This is a genomic window from Mesorhizobium sp. M7A.F.Ca.CA.001.04.2.1 (genome assembly GCF_003998485.1).
GTDB classification, from domain to species: domain Bacteria; phylum Pseudomonadota; class Alphaproteobacteria; order Rhizobiales; family Rhizobiaceae; genus Mesorhizobium; species Mesorhizobium ciceri.
On record NZ_RZQT01000057.1, the window covers coordinates 19,338 to 40,030 of the forward strand.

Genomic DNA, 20,693 nt, shown 5'->3' on the forward strand with positions numbered 1-20,693 from the left:
ACTTAGTTCTCCTGCCCTTGCCCCGCGTTCCGCAACTCCGAATAGCCCTCGAATCGTGGCTGCTCGCCCGTCGCAAGGCCGAACTGCGCGTAGAGACGTTGGGCATATGCACTTGCTGATTCTTGCGCTGCCGCTCCCAGATGGAAGCGAGCGATCGTTTCAGATTGCACACGCGCGATCTCCTGCAGATGGCTGGCGTTGAAACTCCCTATCGTCACGCTTGATTGGTGCCGGCGGTGCGAATTGAACGGGTGAGGATGAAACGCGATATCGCCCTTCTCCAGCAATCTCAGATAAGCAACCCAGTCGCCGGCATTCCTGTAAGACGCGATTTCATCAAGGTTCTGGCTGAGAGCCTGGCGCAGCGCCTCTCTTCGAAACAAGACGCCACTGACGTTTGGAATGGTGTTCTTGAGGTAAAGTGCCTCGGCGATTTCCTGGCGGCCCTCCACGACGTAGGGTTTCGTCCAGCGAGACCGGTCGATGTCCGACACATAATCGAGATAGTGTTCGGACAAGACCCGGCCGGCGCCGTCCATCTGTCGCGACTGGCAGTAGCTCATCACCACCTCCTCGCGTTCGAAGGCGGGCAGAAGCTCGGCGAGAAAATCGGGATCGGCGAGGTCGTCGGCTTCGGCGATCCAGACATAGTCGCCGCGCGCCATTTCGACCCCCCGCATCCATTGGCGGAATACCGAGCCCGAATTTTCGGCGTTCACGACCAACCTGCACGGAATGTCGCAACCGGCCAGAAATTTCTCGATGACTTCGACACTTTCGTCGGTCGAAGCATCGTCAAGCACGATCAACTCGTAAGGCCTTGTCGTCTGCTCGACGATCGAGCTTAGGCGCGCACCCAGATACCGGGCGTAGTTGTAGTTCGGCACGATGACCGACACCCGCGGCAATGGTTTTTCGGCGTAAATCAGCAGGTCATGCAGGTAATGGCTGAAGCTGAACTCCTGGCGGACGATATCGCGGCCAACGCTGGCGAGACGCCGGGCTTCGCCCGCATTGTCGAGCAGATTGGTGATAGCCTTGGCCATCGCATCGGTGTCGAATGCCTGCACGAGGATTCCGCAATCCCGCTTCAGCAGATCCTGGAAGCCACCAGCGCCCTCAAAGGCAACGACCGGCACTGTGGCATCCAGCGCCTCGAGCACCACCGAGGGGAACGGATCCTCACGCGAGGTCAAGGCATAGATATCCGCGGCGAAATAGTATTCCTGCGGATTTTCCACCAATCCGACAAAGACGAAGCGGCCCTCCAGTCCCGCGTCCTTCACCCGTCGCATTTGCTTGGCGTGAAAGACGGTATCGACATGGCCAACCCAGACAGCAACCGCATCCGGCCTGGATGCCATAACCTTGAGGCAAGCATCAACGAAAAGATCGAGGCCCTTGCGATGGTCGGCATATCCCGCGCATAGGATTATGCTTTCACTTGTCGAAAGCCCTAATCTTGCGCGGACCGCCTCGCGGACCTGCTGACGATCATCGGCGAGGTAGGGCGTACGCAGATAGAGTCCTTGCGGCCTGACTACCGACTGACTGACCGGTTGGCCAACAAACTCTTCGAATCCGGCTTTGACGATCTCGGCTGGGAAAACGACCGTATCAGCGCTCTCGATAATGGCTGCGGCAGCATCGGCAAGACCGTAGGACGCCAATATTCCGGGCAGTTCGTGGACGAGGCAAACGGTGCGGAACCCTGCCTGCTTCAGCAGCGGGACGAGCTTTCCGGATACGGTGGTGTTCACGACGGCCACTTCGGCGCCGTTGTTTCTGATGGCGGCCAAGCGTTTCAGCACATCGGCATCGCCTTGCTCAGGCAAGTCGATCCTGTGCACGGTCGCGGCGTGGGCGAAACGGCCGAGCAGCGGCCCGTCGCCTAGCACGATGAGATCGGGCTCAAAACCAAGCTGCTTGAACCCCTTGGCCAGATTGAGAGCCAGCAATTGCGCCCCATGCGGGTGGGCGTCGTGGGAAACGACTACGATCCGGGATTTGCATTTCCTGTTAGCCGCCTCCAGGGCGTCGCGGGTCGCCTGCAGGTAGGCGTGGCCGTTTGCGCTATCGGGCTCCAGATGCGCGCCTTCCGCCCACTCGTTCCAGGCATTGACGAAGACCAGCCGCTCGGATGGCTCGCTGACATGGGCCAAGGTGTCCTCAATGACATTGTCCAGCCATCTACGGTAGAGCGCGGGGGTGTTGTTGATGAACACGGTGCCGCCGCGCTTGCGGCGTGCCGTATTGTCCCAGCCGGGGCAAACCGAACGGAAAAGCTTGTATTTGCGGGATGAGTAGGTTTCGCTGCGTTGCGGGAAAATCGACCAGTCATAGACGGTCGTGGCAAAATCCTCATGCAGCGGCGTCACTGTATGCGTGACATTTGGCGGCGCGGAATTGTTTGGCGGAAACTCCACGGCGGCATCGAACCCGTAGCGATGAGGGGGCACAGATTCGAAGGACTGGGTGTAGGCCAGGAAAATCTCGCCGATGCCATTCTCCCGGCACCAAGTCCGCCAGCGCCGCGCTGTCTCAGCCGCCGCCGGGAGCAGGCTTGGTCGATAGACGAGCAGCAGCGGCTTGCCATCGATGCGGATGTAGCGTGGGTCGCGAAGATAAGGCGCGACCTCGGCGATAAAGGCGAGATCGTCCTGGGGGGAGTGATCCTGCGCGATGAGGATCTCCTGATCCATTCCGTCCCAGCGGCGCGACCAATTCTCATTAGCCCAGCAGACGCAGAACGGCATGTCGAGGCTCTTGTCCGCGAGCCAGTTCTCGAGTGGCCTTTCCAAGAGCCGCTTGCCGGCGAACCAATAAAAATAGAAGCAGAAACCTTCCACGCCATAGAGCTTTGCCAGCTCTATCTGGTGGCGCTGAACTGCAGTGTCGAGCAGATCATAATAGCCGAGGGAATCCGGCACGTGAGGCTGATGGTGACCGATGAATTGCGGCTCGGCGGGCCTCACATTGGTCCATTCGGTGAAGCCCTGTCCCCACCATTCATCGTTTTCGGGGATCTGGTGGAATTGCGGGAGATAGAACGCGATGACGCGCACCGGCTTCAGGAGCAGCGGCGGCGCATCGAGAAGCGGCACATAGACTGGTTCGGGCGAGAAGATCGGGCCGGAACTGACCAGCGCCCCGCGCAAGACCATCTCGTTGCTGCCCACAGGCGCTTGGGGCGCCTCCATGCTTCTCCAGGCGCGGTAGGCATTCGTAACACCAAACAGCGAAGGAAAGGTCGAAAACGCCGCTCTCTTCAATTTTCGCTTGAGGTCGATGGAGAGCGGCAGATTGTGCCAGCAACCGTAGGCACCCCGAATCGCCAAGCGGCGGAGCCTTATGCGAACATCGCCGATAGCGCGGACGCGGCTCCCAATCCCCCGCAGAGGCTTGGTCACTCGCCAGGATGTGCTGGCATAAACGGCATCGAGAACATCATGCAACCGGATTTCCTCGGATCGCGCCTCGTCGCGATCCGCAAGCAGCACACTCGTCGCCCTGTGCGCCATCGACAAATTTTCTTGCAAGAGTTCGATCTCTTTGTCTCTCGCAATGATCTGTGTCCGTCCTCGCGCGATCTCTCCGTCTCGCGCGCTGACTTGTGCCCTTGTGCTTGAGATCTCGTCTTTGTGGGTCCGGATTTGTTCGCGCATTTCAGCCATCTCGCTGGAGAAAGCCTCGATGCGTGCCCCGTGACGGCCCACCAACTTCCTGTTGGTTCCGATCTCCTCCTCCATGGTTGTTGACTTCAACGACCATGGATTTCCGGTTTGATCGATCGCCTTGCTCTTCGTGTCGTCGAGAGGAACCACGCTCCCGTCTGCGAGCGCCGCCCGGCCGTGCACGTTGCGCGCGCCGAGGACGTTTTCCGGAATAGGCAGCTTCGTTACAATGCAAAGCGAGTTCAAGAACTCGACGGAATGAACCGACGCGAGAGAAGCTTCGTCGAATGCGACTTGGTGCCTGTCGGCGAAAGTGGCCAAGGCATCGACCCGACGACGATCCAGTCCCCAATGCTCATGGTTGACTACATCAAGCAGGCGTTTGAAAAACGACATCGAGGAAAGCGGATCGTAGAGACCGCCTTCGAACTCCTGCCAATAACTGCAATGCAGATCTTCGGCGATGTACATGCCCCCTTCGGAAAGATGAGGGAAATATCGCGCGAACGAGCGTATTATATCCGAGGATAGGTGCGATCCGTCATCAATTATAATATCATATTTTTCCGACATCGACATGATGTCGCGCTCTGTTTGATCAGTATTGGCGTCACCTACGGCGATCTTTATCTTCCGGCTGTCGAAAACGAGATTTCCGCAAGCCAGATTGACGTCACAGCCAACGATTATCTCAGCATTGGGGAAATATTTCTGCCATATCTCCAGGGAGCCGCCGTTCTGAACTCCGATTTCCAGGATTCGAACCGGCCTGTCTCGATACTCTGAAAAAATATGGTCATAGGTGCTGAGATAGATCGACCATTTATCCGACACTTTGCCGCGATGCGCGTCATACAGGTCACGAAGTGAAAGGACCTGCTTTGCCGTTTTGGCTTTGGCGCGTGCCTTGCCGGCAGGCATCGCGTCGCGCACCGCGTCTGGCGAAGGGTGCTTGTTCATGCCGTCAATGCCTGTTTCGTCTCACCGTCGAGAAGCCGGTGCACCACCGCCTCCGTCGACTGCCGCCAGTCCGGTGCCCTCCACCCGAACACGTCGGTGAATTTCGCGCTCGATAGCCGGGAATTGGCGGGGCGGCGCGCCTTGGTCGGATAGTCCATCGTAGCAATGTCCCGTACCCGCGCCCAGGGACCACCCAACACGCGGCTTGTGTCGAGGATATGGCGGGCAAAGCCGCTCCAGTTGGCCTCGCCGGTTCCGGCCAGATGATAGATGCCGGATGTGGCGGCGCCCTCGTGCAGCTGTGCCGCCGCATGCAGGATTGCGTCGGCGATATCAAGTGCCGATGTTGGATTTCCCCACTGATCGGCCACCACCGCGATCTCGTCGCGGTCGGCGGCCAGCCGCAGCATGGTTTTCACGAAATTCTTGCCGAACGGGCTGTAGACCCATGCCGTGCGCAGGATCAGATGGCGCGGATTGGCCGATGCAACCGCCTGTTCGCCGGCAAGCTTGGAGGCGCCATAGACGCTGCGCGGTGCAGTGGCGTCGGTCTCGACATAGGCGCCAGGGGCGGTGCCGTCGAAGACATAGTCGGTCGAAAGATGGATGATGGGAACGCCAAGCTCCGCCGCGGCTTGCGCCACCTTGCCGGCGCCGACGGCGTTCACCGCGAATGCCAGATCGGGCTCGTCCTCGGCCTGATCCACCGCCGTGTAGGCGGCAGCCGACACGACGATATCCGGCTTCGCGGCCGCGATGGCTTCGATCACCGTGTCGGGTCTTGCAAGGTCGAGTTGCGGACGGCCAATGGCGATGACCTCAACGCCGGCGGCCGCCTGGCCGGCCTCCAGAAGGCTTGCCGCGACCTGTCCGTCGCGCCCGGTGACAACCAGCCTCACGCCGCCCCCTTGCGTGCTTCGCCCAGCCGTTCACCGGCATAGCGCTGCTCGCGGATCGGTCCCCACCACCATTTGTTGTCGAGAAACCAGTCGACGGTCTTGGCGAGGCCGCTGTCGAAATTCTCATTGGGCGTCCAGCCCAGGTCCCGGCCTATCTTCGAGGCGTCAATGGCATAGCGGCGATCGTGACCGGGGCGGTCGGTGACGAAGGAAATCAGGTCGCGATAGCTCTTGCCCCCTGCCCGCGGCCGCCTGCTGTCGAGCAGATCGCAGATCGTCTCGACGACGCCAAGGTTCGTCCGCTCGGAATTGCCGCCGACATTGTAGCTTTCGCCCGGCAGTCCCCTGGTCGCGACAAGTTCCAGCGCGCGTGCGTGATCCTCGACGAACAGCCAGTCGCGCACATTGGCGCCGGCGCCATAGACCGGCAGCGGCTTTTCGTCGAGCGCATTGAGGATGACCAGCGGGATCAGCTTTTCGGGAAAGTGATAGGGTCCGTAATTGTTCGAGCAATTGGAAAGCACGACCGGCAGGCCATAGGTTTCGTGCCAGGCCCGCACCAGATGGTCCGAGGCCGCTTTCGAGGCGGAATAGGGCGAGGATGGCGCATAGGGCGTTTCCTCGACGAACATGCCGCCATCGAACGGAAGATCGCCAAACACCTCATCGGTCGAGACATGATGGAAGCGGAAATGGCTCTTCCTGTCCTCGGGCAAGCCGCGCCAGTACTCCAGCGCGGCATTGAGCATCTTGTAGGTGCCGACGATGTTGGTCTCGATAAAAGTGCCCGGCCCATCGATCGAGCGGTCGACATGGCTCTCGGCGGCAAGGTTCATGACGATGTCGATATCGTCGCGCCGGAGGATGTCGAGCACGGCCCTTTCGTCGCAGATATCGGCCTGCGCGAAGCGATAATTGTGTGCGTTCTCGATCGGCCGCAGCGAGGCCAGGTTTCCCGCATAGGTCAGCTTGTCGAGATTGGTCACCCGATAGGCCGGGTTGGCGCATAGATGCCGGCACACCGCCGAACCGATAAAGCCAGCACCGCCCGTCACCAGAAAATTCATGCCGCTGTCCTCAAATAACCCATCAGGCGAACACCTCGGCGGCAGCCAGCAGCGGCGCCTTGAGGTCCTTGTCCGAGAGCTGGAACCCGCCGGTCAATGACGGCCATTCGATGCCGATGGCGGGATCGTCGAAACGGATCGACCGGTCATGCGCCTGCGAATAGGTGTCGGTCACCTTGTACAGGACCTCGGTGTCGGGCACGAGCGTCACGAAGCCGTGCGCGAAGCCTTTCGGCACCAGAATCTGGTTGCCCTTTTCGGCCGACACTTCGAGAGCGACCCATTTTCCGAAGGTTTTCGAACCGCGGCGAATGTCGACCGCAACGTCGAGAATGCTGCCCCGGATGACGCGCAGCAGCTTGTCCTGGGCGCGCGGCGCAAGCTGGTAATGAAGCCCTCGCAAGACGCCCGCCGCGGCGGAATAAGAATGATTGTCCTGCACGAAAGCCAAGTCTATGCCGGCCTGCGAAAAGCGCTCGGCATTGTAGGTTTCGACGAAGAAGCCGCGCGCGTCGCCATGTCGCTTCGGAACGATTTCCAGAACGCCATCGATGCCAAGGGGCCTGACTTCCAGCACCTAGGCCTCCGACAGGTCGACGACACGCCGGCGCAGATAGGCGGCATATTCGTTCTTGCCCAAATGATCGGCGCGACGCAGAACCTGGTCCACAGTCAGCCAACCCTGTTCAAAGGCGATCTCTTCGGGACAGGCGACCTTGATGCCCTGGCGGTGCTCGATGGTGCGCACGAAGGACGAGGCCTCATGCAGGCTGTCATGGGTGCCGGTGTCGAGCCAGGCATAGCCGCGCCCCAACCGATGCACATGCAACTGGCCGCGCTCGAGGTAGACGTTGTTGACCGCCGTGATCTCGAGCTCGCCGCGCGCCGAGGGACGGATGGCAGGGGCAATGTCGACGACGTCGTTGTCGTAGAAGTAGAGACCGGTGACCGCCCAGTTGGATTTCGGCACCTGCGGCTTTTCCTCGATCGTCAGCGCCGTTCCCGTGGCCTTGTCGAAGGAAACCACGCCATAACGCTGGGGATCCTCGACATGATAGGCGAACACCGAAGCGCCCTTTTCGCGCGAGGCAGCGTCGCGGCAAAGCTGCGACAGCCCATCGCCGAAATAGATGTTGTCGCCGAGGATCATCGACACGTTGTCCTTGCCGATGAAATTGCGGCCGATGATGAAGGCTTCCGCCAGCCCGTTGGGCTGCGGCTGCTCGGCATAGGACAGGTCGAGCCCGAACTCCGATCCATCGCCAAGCAGATCGCGAAAAACCGGCAGGTCACGCGGCGTCGAAATGATCAGAATCTCTCGGATACCCGCGAGCATCAGAACGCTCAGCGGATAATAGATCATCGGCTTGTCGTATATCGGCAGAATTTGCTTAGAGACTGCTAATGTTAGTGGATAAAGACGCGTTCCACTGCCTCCAGCAAGGATAATTCCTTTCAAGAAGCTCTCCTTGACATGCCTGAACCCCCCGGTCCTAGCCGCCCGTGCTTAGGTTCCATGCACTGGCTTGTCAATCTCGGCGTTCGTCAAATGACTGGGTCACGATCCGGCGCCAATCCATGGCCAATTCAGGCGACGCATTGCTATCGTCTTGCCAAAGCCGGCCTGACGGGAACAAGCAGATTGTCATCAGGGGCGGCGGTCGACTCGCCTCTCTGGCTCAGCCGCTCAGCAAGTCCCTTGTGAAAGATAACGCCATTCATATAGGCGAAGGTCATCGCCAGTGCCGCCGTTCGCAAGGGATAATCGACCAGAGAATGAACGAGCAGAAACGATACTGAGAGAAACGCCATTTTCTGCAGCGGATCTCGCCGTGCCGTAACGGAAAACGCAAAAAGCAATATCGCGTAAGCTGCGACCAGAAAGACAACAGGAGCGCCACCTTCAAGTGCCAATTCCAGATAATCATTGTGGGCGTGATTGACGTAGGGCTTGAAGATCATCTCTCCCTTTTCGTAAATCTGATAGACCTTCGGAAAACTCCCAAAGCCGACGCCCGTCGCCCAGTTCTCTTCAATTCCCGCGATCGTCGTGCGGGCAAATTCGGCCCGTCCAAAGGCCGGGTCAACCACTTCCGCATCGATCTTCGTCCACGCCCCGATCGTGTAGAGTGAAAGCCCGATGAAGACAGCGGGTATTCCATACCCGCCCAGCCTCGAGCGCGCGGACAGAAAGACGACTGATACCATGGTGATCGCCAGCCCTATCAGAATACCGGCGCGCGAACCGGCGGCCAGAAGCAACAGCAGCAGCGTTATCAAGCCGAGCGACCCGGACAGAAGGTGCCCGCGAAACAGGCCGTAGTAGACAACGAAGGGGATGGAGACGAAGAGCAAAGCTGAAAAATGGTTCTGGTTGGCAAACAGTCCCGCATTGATCGTGAACGGCAACAAACCCTGTATGGCAACCGTATCGGAGAGTGAATACTGGATCGCCGCAGCCAATCCGTTACAGATGACACCCATGAAAAAGAAGGGCAGAAGGCCGTAGACCTGATCTGGGCGCAAGCGGGTGACGCTCAGAAAGAATGCAGCCATCGCCACGAAATACAACAGACACTCGATCGTACGTCCCACGCCGACACTGACGAAACGCAGCCCGGTTTCACCGCTCAGCCACGGATTTGCAAGTAGAACCTCAGGCCGCAATCCGCTCAACAGAGCGGCGGGCAGCGGCACGATTTGAAAACAGAACACGGCAAGGCCCAGAGCAAGCAACCACAGGGCCGAGCGAGGGATGCCGTGTTCCGACGGCCTTGAAAAGACGGCCGCGGCCGAGACGATCGCCGCCACCTCGATCAGCGCTTCGGTGTAGAGACCGCTTGCGGTGCCGCCGCCAATCAGCACCGACAGGAAAAGAACCGACCCAAGCAGATATTTTTCCCATTCCGTGGGCCGGGTTGACCGCTCTCTCAAGATGAAACTCTTTCGATGCTCAATTTGTGCATGACCAACGTGCCAACGTACCGAAATCGCCAACTCTCAGCGATGGCAGCTGTTTCCAGCCGCAACAATTGCATGGGACACGCGCTTGGTCCGATCGCGAAATCCAGGCTCAACTCCCGCCGATCGAACGTGCCTTCCGGAATGTCGAACCGAGCTATTTCGCCCGCCGGATCCGCGCATCTGATGGACCAGAACAACTGCTTGGGCAGTTTCAGGTTTCTCGCGGAAGCGATCAGGGAAATCCTGTAGGAGCCGGGAGGCAGTTCGACATATTGCTGGAGCGCGGCGTTCTTCACCGGCGTATTCAGAAATCGGACAGTCGCTCCGATATCGCCTTCGCCGGCATCGCGCGCCCCGGCAAAGGTAATTTCCAGACCGGAGCGGTCGCGAACCTGCCAGTCGAATGGCTTGCCGCTGAGGATCTGTTCAAAGCCGCCGTTAAAAATGTATCCGGCCAGTGTCCGCTCCTGATCGGACAGACTGAACAGGAACAGCCGGTAGGCCGCCTCGTATTCCTTCTGCCTGATGTACCCGTTGATTACGGCAGACAGTTCCTTCGATGTCGGTTGTGAGCTCGATCCGGCAAGGTCCAGCAACAGTTGATTTGCGACGCGCAGGCCCCGCGGATCCTTGCCAAGCGCGGTGAAAAGACTGGATCTCCACGGTGCCTCGATCCTCAAGGCTGCCAGGACAGCCTGATATCCGTCCGGGTTTGAAAGAATAGCCGGCAAGCCAGCCGCAATGACTGGAAATCTGTCGGGCCACCGGCGCAGCAACGTGTCGATCTCGGCAACGGCCTTTGACAGATCGCCCACCTCGATCGAGCGATCGATCGATCTCTGAAGCGAATGGATTTCAGTCTTGGACAGCTTTCGAGCCTGGTCGAAGAGTTCGAAAGCCTCATCTTTCTCGCCTTGTCGATACTCAATCTCGCCTATCAGGCTGTAGAGCCGGGCATCCGCGACATTGAAACGAAGCGCGCCCTTCGCCTTTGTTGCCAAGACATCGAGATCAGCACCGTCGCCTGTTTCGCTCAACCGACCGGCAATTTCGCCTATCAAGGCATCTACGTTGAACGGATCGAGCGCAAGCGAGACGGCCGGCGTTTCCGACTCAAGAAGCCGACTTAGCCCTACCGACGAAACCGCCAACACCAGAACGGAGGCGACGAACCAAACGCCTGAACGCCGGAGATTTCGCGTGAGCGGGCTGGCCTGCTCCGTCATCGACTTTGCCCTCAATTTTCGGGGTACTCGCGCCATAGTCGTAGTACTGATAGTTCATGTATTTATAGGCGTAATTGTAATCGAACTTGTTGACCGTAAATTTCGACATCGCCGCCCCGATCACATTCGCACCGGCTGAGCGCAGACGCTTGAGTGCCGTTTTGGCTGACTTGCGTGTGACCTGATTGGTCGAAACGACCATCAATGTGCCTTCGGCAAGCCGGCTGAGGATTGGTGCGTCGGAAAGACCGACGACCGGCGGTGCGTCGATGATGACCAGATCGAAGCGTTTGCCTAGATTGGTCAAGATCAACGCCATCTTCGGCGACGAGAGCAGGTCGGCCGGATTCGGCGGAATCGTTCCGGACGTCAGCACGGTGACATTGGGATATTTCGTCGGTCTGAAAATGCCCGGCAGATCGTCCTTGCGAACGGTATTTGTCAGCAGGTTGCTCAACCCGATCGCATTGTCGAGGCCGAACAGCCGGTGCAGGTTGGGTTTGCGGAGATCGCCGTCAACAAGCAGAACCCTTGCGCCGAGTGCCGCGAAATCCTGGCCAAGTTTGAACGACGTGGTCGACTTGCCTTCCGACGGTTCCGAACTGGTCACCAGCAGCGATCGCGGCGCGCCCTCCGCACCGGAGAACTGCAGCGATGTTCGCAGCGAACGATAGGCCTCGGAGAGCCCGGATTTTTGATCGGCGATGCTGGCTATGAGTTCGCGATCACCAACAAGCGGCAGGATGCCGAGCATCGTCAGCCCCAGCTCTTTCTCGATCTGCTCCGGATTGGTGAAAGTGTTGTTCAGCAACTCGATGATGTAGATGATCGATGCAGCCAGGGCCATGAAAAGCGCGAGAGCGACTGCAAGATTGATGCTCAGACGTGGAGAATAGGGGGCTGTGGGCAGCGAAGCGAAATCGACTATCGCAGCGCTTTGCGTCTTGAGTTCCGAGCTAACACCGACTTCATTCAGCTTGGCGATAAGGCTGTCATACTGCGACCGGTTGGAGTCGACTTCGCGCTTCAGGATCGTGTATTTGATATTCTTGTCGTTGAAGACGACCTGCTGCCTCTCCATCTCCGCGAGCTTGGACTTGAGGTCGGTTTCCTTGTTCTGCGCTTCCTGATATTTCAGCCGCAACGAATCGGTTATCGCCAGCACGCCGTTGTTGTAGAGTCGCTGCAGTTCCTTGATCTGCGATTGCAATTGCTGCATTTCCGGAAAACCGGGTTTCAGGATGCCCAATTTCTGCTGATACTGGCTGGTCAGATCCGCCAGTTTATCGCTAAGCTTCTGCAGACCTTCGCTTTCCAGAACCGGACCGAGGCTCGACCCGCGGCCCTTTTCTATCTGATCGACCACCCGCCCCGCATCAAGACGCTCCTGGATTGCGGTGGCCAGGGCGGTGTTCAGGGCTTCGATGTTCGAGCCGATCAGCGATTTGTCGTCGCCGGTAACAGTGATGCCGGCATCTTTTGCATAGGTGACCAGTTCCTTTTCGGAGGTCTGCAGCTTTTGCTTCACCTGCAAAACCTGCTCCTGGATGAACTGCCGTGCCAGATCGGAGGTCTCGCTGGTCTGATCGAGACGTTGATCGATAAAACTCTGCGCGACCTGATTGGCAACGTCGCTTGCATATTTCGGCTTTTGATCGACGAAGGTGATCGATAACAGGCTTGTATTGGTGACCAGATTGACCGTTAGATCTTCCTGGATGCGCTTGATGGCAATTGCCTCGCGCTCTTCGGGCGTTTTCTCCTCAATGGAAGGTGATTTGGACATCCCGAACGCACGGTAAACAATATTGCTCGGGGAGAAGCTCGGCGTCGGAAACAGAAAGTCCGGCCTTTCGCCAAGCCCAAGCTGGAACACCACGCGCTGAGCCAATGCCCGGCTCTTCAGCTTCTCCCGCGCGGTCAGGAAGGCCCGGACGTCGCTGTTTTCGGAAACAACCTCAATGTCCTGAAACACTTTCGCCGAAGGCACCAGAACTTCGAGCTGTGTCGTCGCCTGATATTTTGGTGTCTGCATCATCGTCACGATAACGCCGGCAACGAGCCCGGCGGCCGCCATCATGACGATCAGCCAGCGATACTGGACGATGTATAAAAGCAGCTTGAGCGGGTTGAACCCCTCATCCTGGCCCGCATAGTCGCGACCATAGGGACCGTAGTTTTGCGGCACGTCGTAATAGGAGTCCGCGGACAGGGCCTGACCATGTCCGGGTCCGGCAAGTTGGGGCTGCCTGTTGCGATCGAGCATGCGCGAGGTGATCCTGGGGTTGTCCGTGTCTACGGAATGACCGCAATGCGGGCAGCGCTGGAGGCGAGGCCCAGCGCATCCTTCAAATTGTTCATCGCGATTTTCGACTTCGAAGCAAAAACGACGACCACGTCGCCGCCATAGATGCGCGGGTTGCGGTTCTTGCCGGCGCGGATTTCCTCGACATTGTAATTTGCGACCAGCTTGTTTTGGCCGACATTGCGATAGACGAAGACCTTGCCGGCATCACCGACCGGATTGAACCCTCCGGCAAGGGCGATCGCGTCGAGCAAGGAAGCGCTGCTGGACACCGGATAAATGCCGGCCTTGTTGACCTCACCATCGACCGTGATGCGCTGGCCAATCGACTCCTTGACGAAAATCGTCACGTCAGGCGACTGCAAGTACTTTTCACCGTAGGCAGTCTCGATTTCCTTCTCGAGCTGACGAACGGTCTTGCCGGCTGCAGTCATGGTTCCAATCAGCGGAAGCGAAATCTGCCCGCCTGCGTCGACCTGAACTGTTCTGTTCAAATTATCGACCTGAAACACACTGACCTCGAGCACATCGTTGGCGGACAGCGGCTGCTCGCTGCCATTCTGGGTATTCTGCGGCGGCGGAAGATCCTTGACCACCTGCAGCGTACCACCGCCAGAGAGCGCCGATGAAGACGCCGTCGGCTGCAGCGCATCGACAGAACTGGTGGTGGACGTCGATGTCGACGAAGTGCTTGCGCAAGCAGATATCGCTAGTGATGCGAGTAAGGCGGGCACGGTGCCCGCACGACTTCTTGCAAGATCGAAAATGCCCATCAAAGAGCCCCGCTCTTGAACAACCGGCCCAATCCGCCAAACCGCCCCGCACTGCTGCCTCCCGACTTTCTCGCGCTTTGCTTTCCGATGGGCACGAGCGGCCGATCCTGCAATATCGCGTCCGGGCGTTTCACTGCCATGTTGTAAGCCTCATCTTCCCCACACCGGTTCGCGATGGCGACAACCGCCTGCGAAAGCCCTGGCCGCCGGCGGCTGGCGCCGTGCGTATCGGAGGCGACAATATCCACCCTGCCCTCATCCAGCAGCTTCTCCGAGTAGTACAGCGCCGTACGTCCAAAGGCCCCCGTCACAGAATCAGCCGTGAGCTGAATAAGGCAGCCTAGCGTATTCAACCTCTCGATGACGTCGTAATTCGCCTTGATCCAGGTCAACCGTTCTGGATGAGTGAGGATCGGCACGAAGCCGGCGCCTATGAGACGGGCGGCGAAGTCTTCGAGCCGCGGAGGCAGAATGTGATGTGGCGGTTCGAACAGGAAATAGCGGGATCCGTTCAGAGTCGGCACCGTACCAAGCCTCAATCGATCGGGAAGATCCGGCGCGAGATGAACATCAGCGCCAACATATAGGGTAAGCGGTATGGCAGCGCGATAAAGCTCCAGTTCCAACGCCTGAACAGCCTCGGCAATGTTTGGCGTGGCGTTCTCATAAACCCCAGGCATCACATGCGGCGTACATGCCATATGCGTTGTACCGTCGGCGACTGCCAGCCGTGCCATCTCCAGCGACATGGCCAAGTCAGGAGAACCGTCATCGAGACCGGGCAGGATATGTGAATGCAGGTCGATCATTGGCGTTTCTGGTTGAGAGGAGGCAAAGCTTCGCCTCGACAAAATAGAAATGCGTCACCCGCATGAAGGCGAATGACGCATTTGACAAATTTACACAAAACAACGGGTGTCGTATCCCGCCTACCGGCTGACCGCGTCGTCGTCATCCTGCAGGCCGATAATAAGGGCGGCGGCACCACCGACGGCGGCGCCGCCCAAGAGAACCGGCAGCATGCCAGGTTCTGAGTTGGCGGGTACGATCGTCGCAGTTGGTGTCTCAAGCGAAACGCACATGCCGCCTTCGATAGGGTCGACCTTGACGGTGGCATTGGCTGGAATATCGAGCGCGCAATTGGTTCCGATAGCCAGCGAAGCAGACGCCTGCGCCCCGGTCATGATGCGAGCGCCCGCATACACCGGCGCCTCGGCATCCACCCCTGCATAGCCGCCGGCCTGGGACATCTGGACATCACCCCGGACCTGCGTAAGCCGACCTATCGCGTCTGCGGACGCCGGCACGGACGCAAGACAGGAACAGGTTTGCTGAGCTACAGCCTCGGGCACGGCCAACAGGACGCCTCCTGCGACGAATGCAACAAAAGCAAAAGCAGCCCCGAACCGATGGTAACTCATCATTTTTACCCCACCAAAACCTGCAACTCGCCCTGTTGGTACGAATCACACCCACCCCACCCCAAGCGATAAAGCAAATGGTTAACGAATCCAATAAATTAGCCGGGCCGCCGACCGATCCAGCACTTTCACTACAGCGGCCAACACCGCTATATCTTCGTCAGCGGCTGACGCCGTTGTCGTCGTCCTGCGTCGCCGCGAGCACGCCAGACGTCAGAAGCGCGCCCGTGAAAATCGCCTCCGGCGGACCGAACCCGGCGCCGCCACCGGAGGGCTGAATAGCAGCCGTCTGCTCAGAGCCGACAAGCTTGAGGCAAATGTTGTTGCCAAGGCGGGAAACGTCGAGGCTCGAATTGGCCGAAACCTCCAGACTGCAGCCGCCGACCAGAACGGAGGCCGCGCCCTTGGCGCCAACCACTACACGGCTACCAAAATCGAGCGTGCTTCCGACCTTGGCAGCGCCATAGCCCGTTGTTTGCGACACCATCACATCACCGATGGCGGAATGAATGGATCCGATCGGGCTTACCGAACCTTGATAGGGTGTCGCGCAGCTGCACGAAGCATCCTGGGCAAACGATGAAGCTGAACCAAACCCGATTGACACGAAAAATACGGCAAGCGCAGTTTTAATCACAAGGTTCATCAGTCTTCGATCCCTTCTTGCTGCACCGCTTCCGGCGCACCCAGTCCAAGGCAGTTCATTAGCGCGTACCAGTTTTTGGCCACAATTCCAACCTGTTTCGCGCGCGCGAGGCGATTTAAGCTGATGCGTGTCTGTCAGAGCACAGTACTTTAGCCAGACCGCATTAATAGTTTTCGACTACCTATCACAGGTTTCTTATTATAGGGCAAAAATTCGAGGTCTCCTTTCCGCGGTGACTGGCTCGATAAGATTTGACCAAGCTGAGCGCGCCAAACCTTTCGCCAACCGATCTAATATATTGAATTATCTATACAATTCTCGGCGTAGATATTCCTTGATGGCAGCCGCGATTTCGACCATTGGTCATGCTGAGAGCATGTAGTTCGAGATCGCCTCGATACCAATCGCAGCCAACGGGGTAGACGGCCGGCTCGGCTACCCATTCCTGCTCTCCCGGCCATAGAGATCTGGCTCCATGCCCCCCACCCTCGATCCAACTCACCAAGTCGACGTGCCTCAGACTTGAAGCCTTTACCGCCTATTTTGGCCGTACCACGTTCCCTTGCCGGTTCCATGTTGGGCCAGATGGTTCGCTTCGACCAGAATGGCCAAGTGTTTTTTGACGGTGTTTCGGTTTGCACCTGTCAGGTTAACAATCTCGCTGATGGTTATGCGTCCACGCTCATTGATGGCCTCAACGATTTGCAGAGAGAGTTCGGGTAACGTGCCGAGCACAAGACGTTCTCGCTCGATTTTTTTCTCCAATCTCCGCTTTTGCTGCTGCAGAGCGCGCAGGAAATACACAGCCCATGGCTGCCAATTGGGGTTCGGGCTGCGGATCGTCTTCTGGGTCTGGCGTAGCGCCAGATAGTAGCCTTCCTTGCTGTTCTCAATCACGCTTTCGAGGGAAGAGTAAGGCACATACGCATATCCGCTGCGCATCAGCAGGAGCGTCGTCAGAACGCGCGACAGCCGTCCGTTCCCGTCCTGGAATGGGTGTATCTCCAGAAACACCACCGTGAAGATTGCGACGACGAGCAGAGGGTGCAGGCTTTGCTCGTTGAGTGTGTCGCGTGTCCACTCGACAAGCTCTTTCATCCGCTTCGGCGTATCGAAAGGCGTCGCCGTTTCGAAGATGACGCCGATCTCTTTTCCGTCGGCATCGAACGCACTGACATTATTGGCGAGTGTCTTATATGCACCGCGATGGCGTTCATCCTTGTTGCTGAACGCCAGCAGGTCACGGTGTAGCTGTGTCAGGTGGTTTTCGGTCAGATCAATTGCATCGAAATGCGCGAAGATCATTTCCATGACCTGCGCATATCCGGCAACTTCCTGTTCGTCTCGGGACCCAAAGAATTTGATGTCGAGGTTGGCGAGCAGCTGCTCCACTTCGCCGTCAGTAAGCCTGCTTCCTTCGATACGGGTAGAAGAGCCAATGCTCTCGATTGTCGCAACGCGGCGCAGAGCCGATAGGCGCTCTGGAGCGAGCGCGCCCAGCGCTCGCCAAGCCCCTTTGAATTCGTCGATCTCCGCGACCAGAGCAAGGATCTCGGCGGTAATTTGCAGAGAGTCGGTCTTCAGCGTCATACCCACAAATATACCCAAAAATACCCGAAAATTCAAGAACCGACATACCCGATAAAGGACCCATAAATACCCAAATGCGGGCAGCCGGACCAGCTTGACAAGAAGACCACTCCCTTCGCCGCAACAGCCTCCGGTCTGTACTGGCGGCCGCTCAGCAAGGTTTGTACGTTGCGCCGGCCTGAACCGGCTGGCCGCAGAGAATTCCGCCCTGCGTAAGTATGGTGGCCAAATCTTCCCCCTCAGCCGTCAGGCACTGCACAACAAGGGTATCGCCAACCCTGGAAGCGATCTTGCCGTCGCAAGGTGTTCCGGCACCTACAGGTTTGCAGGCCAGGACGAGCCCCTGATAGTCTCGGCGCGCCGCTTCCGTGACCAGGAGGCGCATAGCCTGAGGCCTGGAAAACGCCGCCCCGCACAGCAAGATCTTGCGACCGCCGACGCGCAGATCATCGACCGATGGAATGGCGAGCTTGCCGTCAAACGGCTCGAGCGCGGCTACCGGCTTCGCGGGGGACGAGCCGCCCCTCTGCAGGACGATTATGCCTAGAAAGCCAACACCAAACAAAACAGCCACGACGGCAAGCAACGCTATGCTCCTGACTGACAAAACCATCCTCCATCCGACCCTGTGCGGCCGGTCCGCTCATTTCGTCGCAAGGGCGCTCAGTCTTTCTATCTGCTGCATGTACTTCTCGATGACGATCGTTTCCGAAAACTGCCGCTCGACCTTGTTTCTGCTCCGGGCCCCCATCCTGTCCCTGGACGAGCCGTCCAGCCGCGCAAACTCGACCATCTTGCTCGCAAGGTCATCAGGGTCCCTCACCTTACACAGGAAGCCATTGACGGCGTGGTCCACCACTTCCCTGCATCCTGGCACGTCGGTTGCGATCAGCGGCTTGCCCATCGCAGCCGCCTCAAGCAGCGAGCGCGGCGTTCCCTCCCTGTAGGAGGGCAACACGACACAATCGGCGGCACGCATGAAAGGCCGCACATCGTCGGTGGAGCCGAGATATTCGACCAATCCCTCGGCAACCCATTTTTCCACGTGCTCGCGGCTGACCGCGGTCCGGTTTTCGACATCAAGAAAGCCGAGCAGCTGGAAACGCACTCCGGGCACCTCACGGCAAACCCGACGGACCGCCGTGATGAACTCGCCGACACCCTTGTCCCAGAGAAGCCGGGCCACGAGAAGAAAGACGATGGCGCCAGACCCGGTGCGCGCTTCGGACGACGGGGCAAAACGCACGAGGTCGATGCCGGAGCCAGGCAAAAGCGCGGTTCGATCCTTGCGAACCAGTCGTTCATCGACGAACAGCATCCGGTCATCGTCGTTCTGGAAGAAAACCATTTTGGAACGGGCCAACGCCACCCGGTACAAGACCTTGGCAATCCTGAGCAGCAGACCACCGCGGACGAACGCCGTCCCCAATCCCGAAATGTTGTTGATGACGGGAATGCCGTTCAGATTGGCCGCGATGGAGCCGAACACGTTGGGCTTGATCGTGAAGCCGACAAACGCCAGCGGTCTCTCGCGCCGCAAGAGACGCCAATAGCGCCACAGAAGGACCAGATCCCGCAACGGTGACGTGCCGGAATTGTCCATGTCGAGTTCGACATAGCGGCAGCCCATGGCCGCAATCAGCGAAGAATACGCGTCTCTCGGCGCGACGACGACCACCTCATAGCCACGGCTCCGCAGCGCCTCGATCAATCCCTTGCGGAAATTGACGACATTCCAGGATGTGTTTATCGAGACGATTATCTTGTCGCGAGCAACGGGCGTCATCTCTGCCCACCCGGATATGACGACGGCGCTCTCAACAGCATATCCGCAAACCGATCCGGCGATCTTTCCGACAAGGTCTTTCCGTACAAGGCCGACCGATCGCCGCCTTGGATGACCTTCAGCAGTGCTTCCGCAACTTCCGACGCGCCAAAGCCGGCTGAAATCTCCAGGCCCGACAGCATGTCCAGATCTCCCGCACAGGGGGTGGTGACGATGCCAGGAATCCGGCAAGCCATCATTTCCAGAAGGACGTTGGGAAATCCCTCCGTCGCCGACGTGAGCATGCCGGCACGCGCTGCGCGAAACAGTGGAAACGGGTTGTCTCTCTGGCCGAGCAGATTTAGTCGCGAGGCCAGCTCAAGCTCGCCAGCGCGGGCTCTCAACTCCGCTTGCATGGGTCCAGAGCCAACCATGGTCAGCTCATAATCCTCGCCGGTCCTTCGTCTGACCTCGGCCAGCACATCAACCGCGATCGTCGGACGCTTCACATCAATCAGCCGACCGCACCAGACTATCTGCGGACGGCGGGAAAGTATCTCGGCGTCGTGCCCGGGCAATGCCTCCATGGACATTTTGACGATGAGATCTTCATCGACCGGGTTGGGCAAAGTACGCAGCTTGGCGATTGCTCGGCGGGGCAATACGTCACGCAGGCGTTCATTCATATAGCTCGTTTGCGCGACTATCATGTCCTGGCTGCCATAGGCAGCGTAGAGCGCCTTGTAAGCGAGCGCGCGAGGACCCTTGAAGCGGTCCAGAAGCACCGTGGACTCGCGGGCGACCAGCCTGTGGCTGCGGAGAAGTCCAACGCTTCGCGCGGCAGCCAGAAACGAGTTTACCCGTGCGTGGCTCGAGAACACCAAATCGTACCGATGCCGGATCAGCCGCGGAGCGAGCAAAACCTCGCTCATGGCCTTACCGCCGCCAAAGCCGTAGCTGCACCGAATTCCCTTCTGGTGTGATCCAGCGGCCTCGCCCGCCGCCTGGCCACCCAAGAAGCCGATTTCGACGTCCCAGTCGGGTCGTCTCGCGAGTGCGCGCGCAACAAGTTTCAAGATGGTTTCGGCACCGCCTCTTCTGTCGAGCGGAATGGCGATCAGCGCGAGCTTCCTTTTCATGAGCCGCGGGAACTCACTGTTTTCGCCGAAAGACATAGGCGTAGGTTTCAGCGGCATCCTTGCGGAGAAGCAGGGCCGAAACGCCTAACCAGATGCGCCAGGCAAGAAAGGCCGGCACGAAAAAATAGAAGTAGGAGCTTTTCCAGAACAGACGGCGCTCGACAAGTTCCAGGTCGTTCCGTTTTGCGATTGTCTCGACGTCACTGGGCAAGCACTTGTCGTAGAAGGCCGGAAACCCGTCATGACCCATGCCCTTTTCAGGAT

Annotated in this window: 17 protein-coding genes; all 17 read right to left on the reverse strand. The window is 58.6% G+C overall.

Annotation, left to right across the window (positions count from 1 at the left end; all coding sequences use genetic code 11):
- Positions 1-2: 2 nt before the first annotated feature.
- The gene (locus EN955_RS18975) at positions 3-4,634 is read right to left on the reverse strand and encodes a glycoside hydrolase family 99-like domain-containing protein (protein WP_127218615.1); all 4,632 of its coding nucleotides are present in this window, start codon (positions 4,632-4,634) and stop codon (positions 3-5) included.
- Complete coding sequence (gene rfbD, locus EN955_RS18980) at positions 4,631-5,533, reverse strand: dTDP-4-dehydrorhamnose reductase (RefSeq protein WP_024503668.1); 903 nt, start codon at positions 5,531-5,533, stop codon at positions 4,631-4,633. Before rfbD ends, EN955_RS18975 begins: the two co-directional genes overlap by 4 nt.
- Positions 5,530-6,600 carry a dTDP-glucose 4,6-dehydratase gene (rfbB, locus tag EN955_RS18985; RefSeq protein WP_024503667.1) on the reverse strand — a complete coding sequence of 357 codons (1,071 nt, stop codon included), beginning with the start codon at positions 6,598-6,600 and terminating at the stop codon, positions 5,530-5,532. The genes rfbD and rfbB overlap by 4 nt, the downstream gene beginning before the upstream one ends.
- 22 nt (positions 6,601-6,622) lie before the next feature.
- Positions 6,623-7,177 (reverse strand): dTDP-4-dehydrorhamnose 3,5-epimerase, encoded by a 555-nt coding sequence (rfbC, locus tag EN955_RS18990; RefSeq protein WP_024503666.1) that lies wholly within the window; start codon positions 7,175-7,177, stop codon positions 6,623-6,625.
- Positions 7,178-8,059 carry a glucose-1-phosphate thymidylyltransferase RfbA gene (gene rfbA / locus EN955_RS18995; RefSeq protein WP_013532727.1) on the reverse strand — a complete coding sequence of 294 codons (882 nt, stop codon included), beginning with the start codon at positions 8,057-8,059 and terminating at the stop codon, positions 7,178-7,180.
- A 143-nt stretch (positions 8,060-8,202) separates the two neighbouring features.
- Entirely contained in the window at positions 8,203-9,534 is a 1,332-nt protein-coding gene (locus EN955_RS19000; RefSeq protein ID WP_024503665.1) for an O-antigen ligase family protein, read from the reverse strand.
- Positions 9,531-10,790: a hypothetical protein gene (locus EN955_RS19005; protein ID WP_024503664.1), complete on the reverse strand. Its 1,260-nt coding sequence runs from the start codon at positions 10,788-10,790 to the stop codon at positions 9,531-9,533. The genes EN955_RS19000 and EN955_RS19005 overlap by 4 nt, the downstream gene beginning before the upstream one ends.
- A complete protein-coding gene (locus EN955_RS19010; protein ID WP_024503663.1) occupies positions 10,678-13,056 on the reverse strand; it encodes a polysaccharide biosynthesis tyrosine autokinase in 2,379 nt (792 codons plus the stop codon). The genes EN955_RS19005 and EN955_RS19010 overlap by 113 nt, the downstream gene beginning before the upstream one ends.
- A 29-nt stretch (positions 13,057-13,085) precedes the next feature.
- The gene (locus EN955_RS19015) at positions 13,086-13,868 is read right to left on the reverse strand and encodes a polysaccharide biosynthesis/export family protein (RefSeq protein ID WP_024503662.1); all 783 of its coding nucleotides are present in this window, start codon (positions 13,866-13,868) and stop codon (positions 13,086-13,088) included.
- The gene (locus EN955_RS19020) at positions 13,868-14,677 is read right to left on the reverse strand and encodes a CpsB/CapC family capsule biosynthesis tyrosine phosphatase (RefSeq protein ID WP_024503661.1); all 810 of its coding nucleotides are present in this window, start codon (positions 14,675-14,677) and stop codon (positions 13,868-13,870) included. Before EN955_RS19020 ends, EN955_RS19015 begins: the two co-directional genes overlap by 1 nt.
- 120 nt (positions 14,678-14,797) lie before the next feature.
- Positions 14,798-15,118, reverse strand: a complete 321-nt coding sequence (locus EN955_RS19025; protein WP_024503660.1) for a hypothetical protein — start codon at positions 15,116-15,118, stop codon at positions 14,798-14,800.
- 331 nt (positions 15,119-15,449) lie between these two features.
- On the reverse strand, positions 15,450-15,935 hold the full coding sequence (locus tag EN955_RS19030) for a hypothetical protein (RefSeq protein WP_024503659.1): 486 nt from the start codon (positions 15,933-15,935) through the stop codon (positions 15,450-15,452).
- 531 nt (positions 15,936-16,466) lie between these two features.
- Positions 16,467-17,525: a DUF977 family protein gene (locus EN955_RS19035; protein ID WP_024503658.1), complete on the reverse strand. Its 1,059-nt coding sequence runs from the start codon at positions 17,523-17,525 to the stop codon at positions 16,467-16,469.
- Between the two features lie 151 nt (positions 17,526-17,676).
- Positions 17,677-18,111, reverse strand: a complete 435-nt coding sequence (locus EN955_RS19040) for a hypothetical protein (RefSeq protein ID WP_127218955.1) — start codon at positions 18,109-18,111, stop codon at positions 17,677-17,679.
- A gap of 57 nt (positions 18,112-18,168) precedes the next feature.
- Positions 18,169-19,311 (reverse strand): glycosyltransferase family 4 protein, encoded by a 1,143-nt coding sequence (locus EN955_RS19045; RefSeq protein ID WP_024503656.1) that lies wholly within the window; start codon positions 19,309-19,311, stop codon positions 18,169-18,171.
- The gene (locus EN955_RS19050) at positions 19,308-20,465 is read right to left on the reverse strand and encodes a glycosyltransferase (RefSeq protein ID WP_024503655.1); all 1,158 of its coding nucleotides are present in this window, start codon (positions 20,463-20,465) and stop codon (positions 19,308-19,310) included. The genes EN955_RS19045 and EN955_RS19050 overlap by 4 nt, the downstream gene beginning before the upstream one ends.
- A partial coding sequence (locus EN955_RS34845; protein WP_164755368.1) for a hypothetical protein occupies positions 20,443-20,693 on the reverse strand: 251 nt, incomplete at its 5' end. The genes EN955_RS34845 and EN955_RS19050, both read right to left, overlap by 23 nt.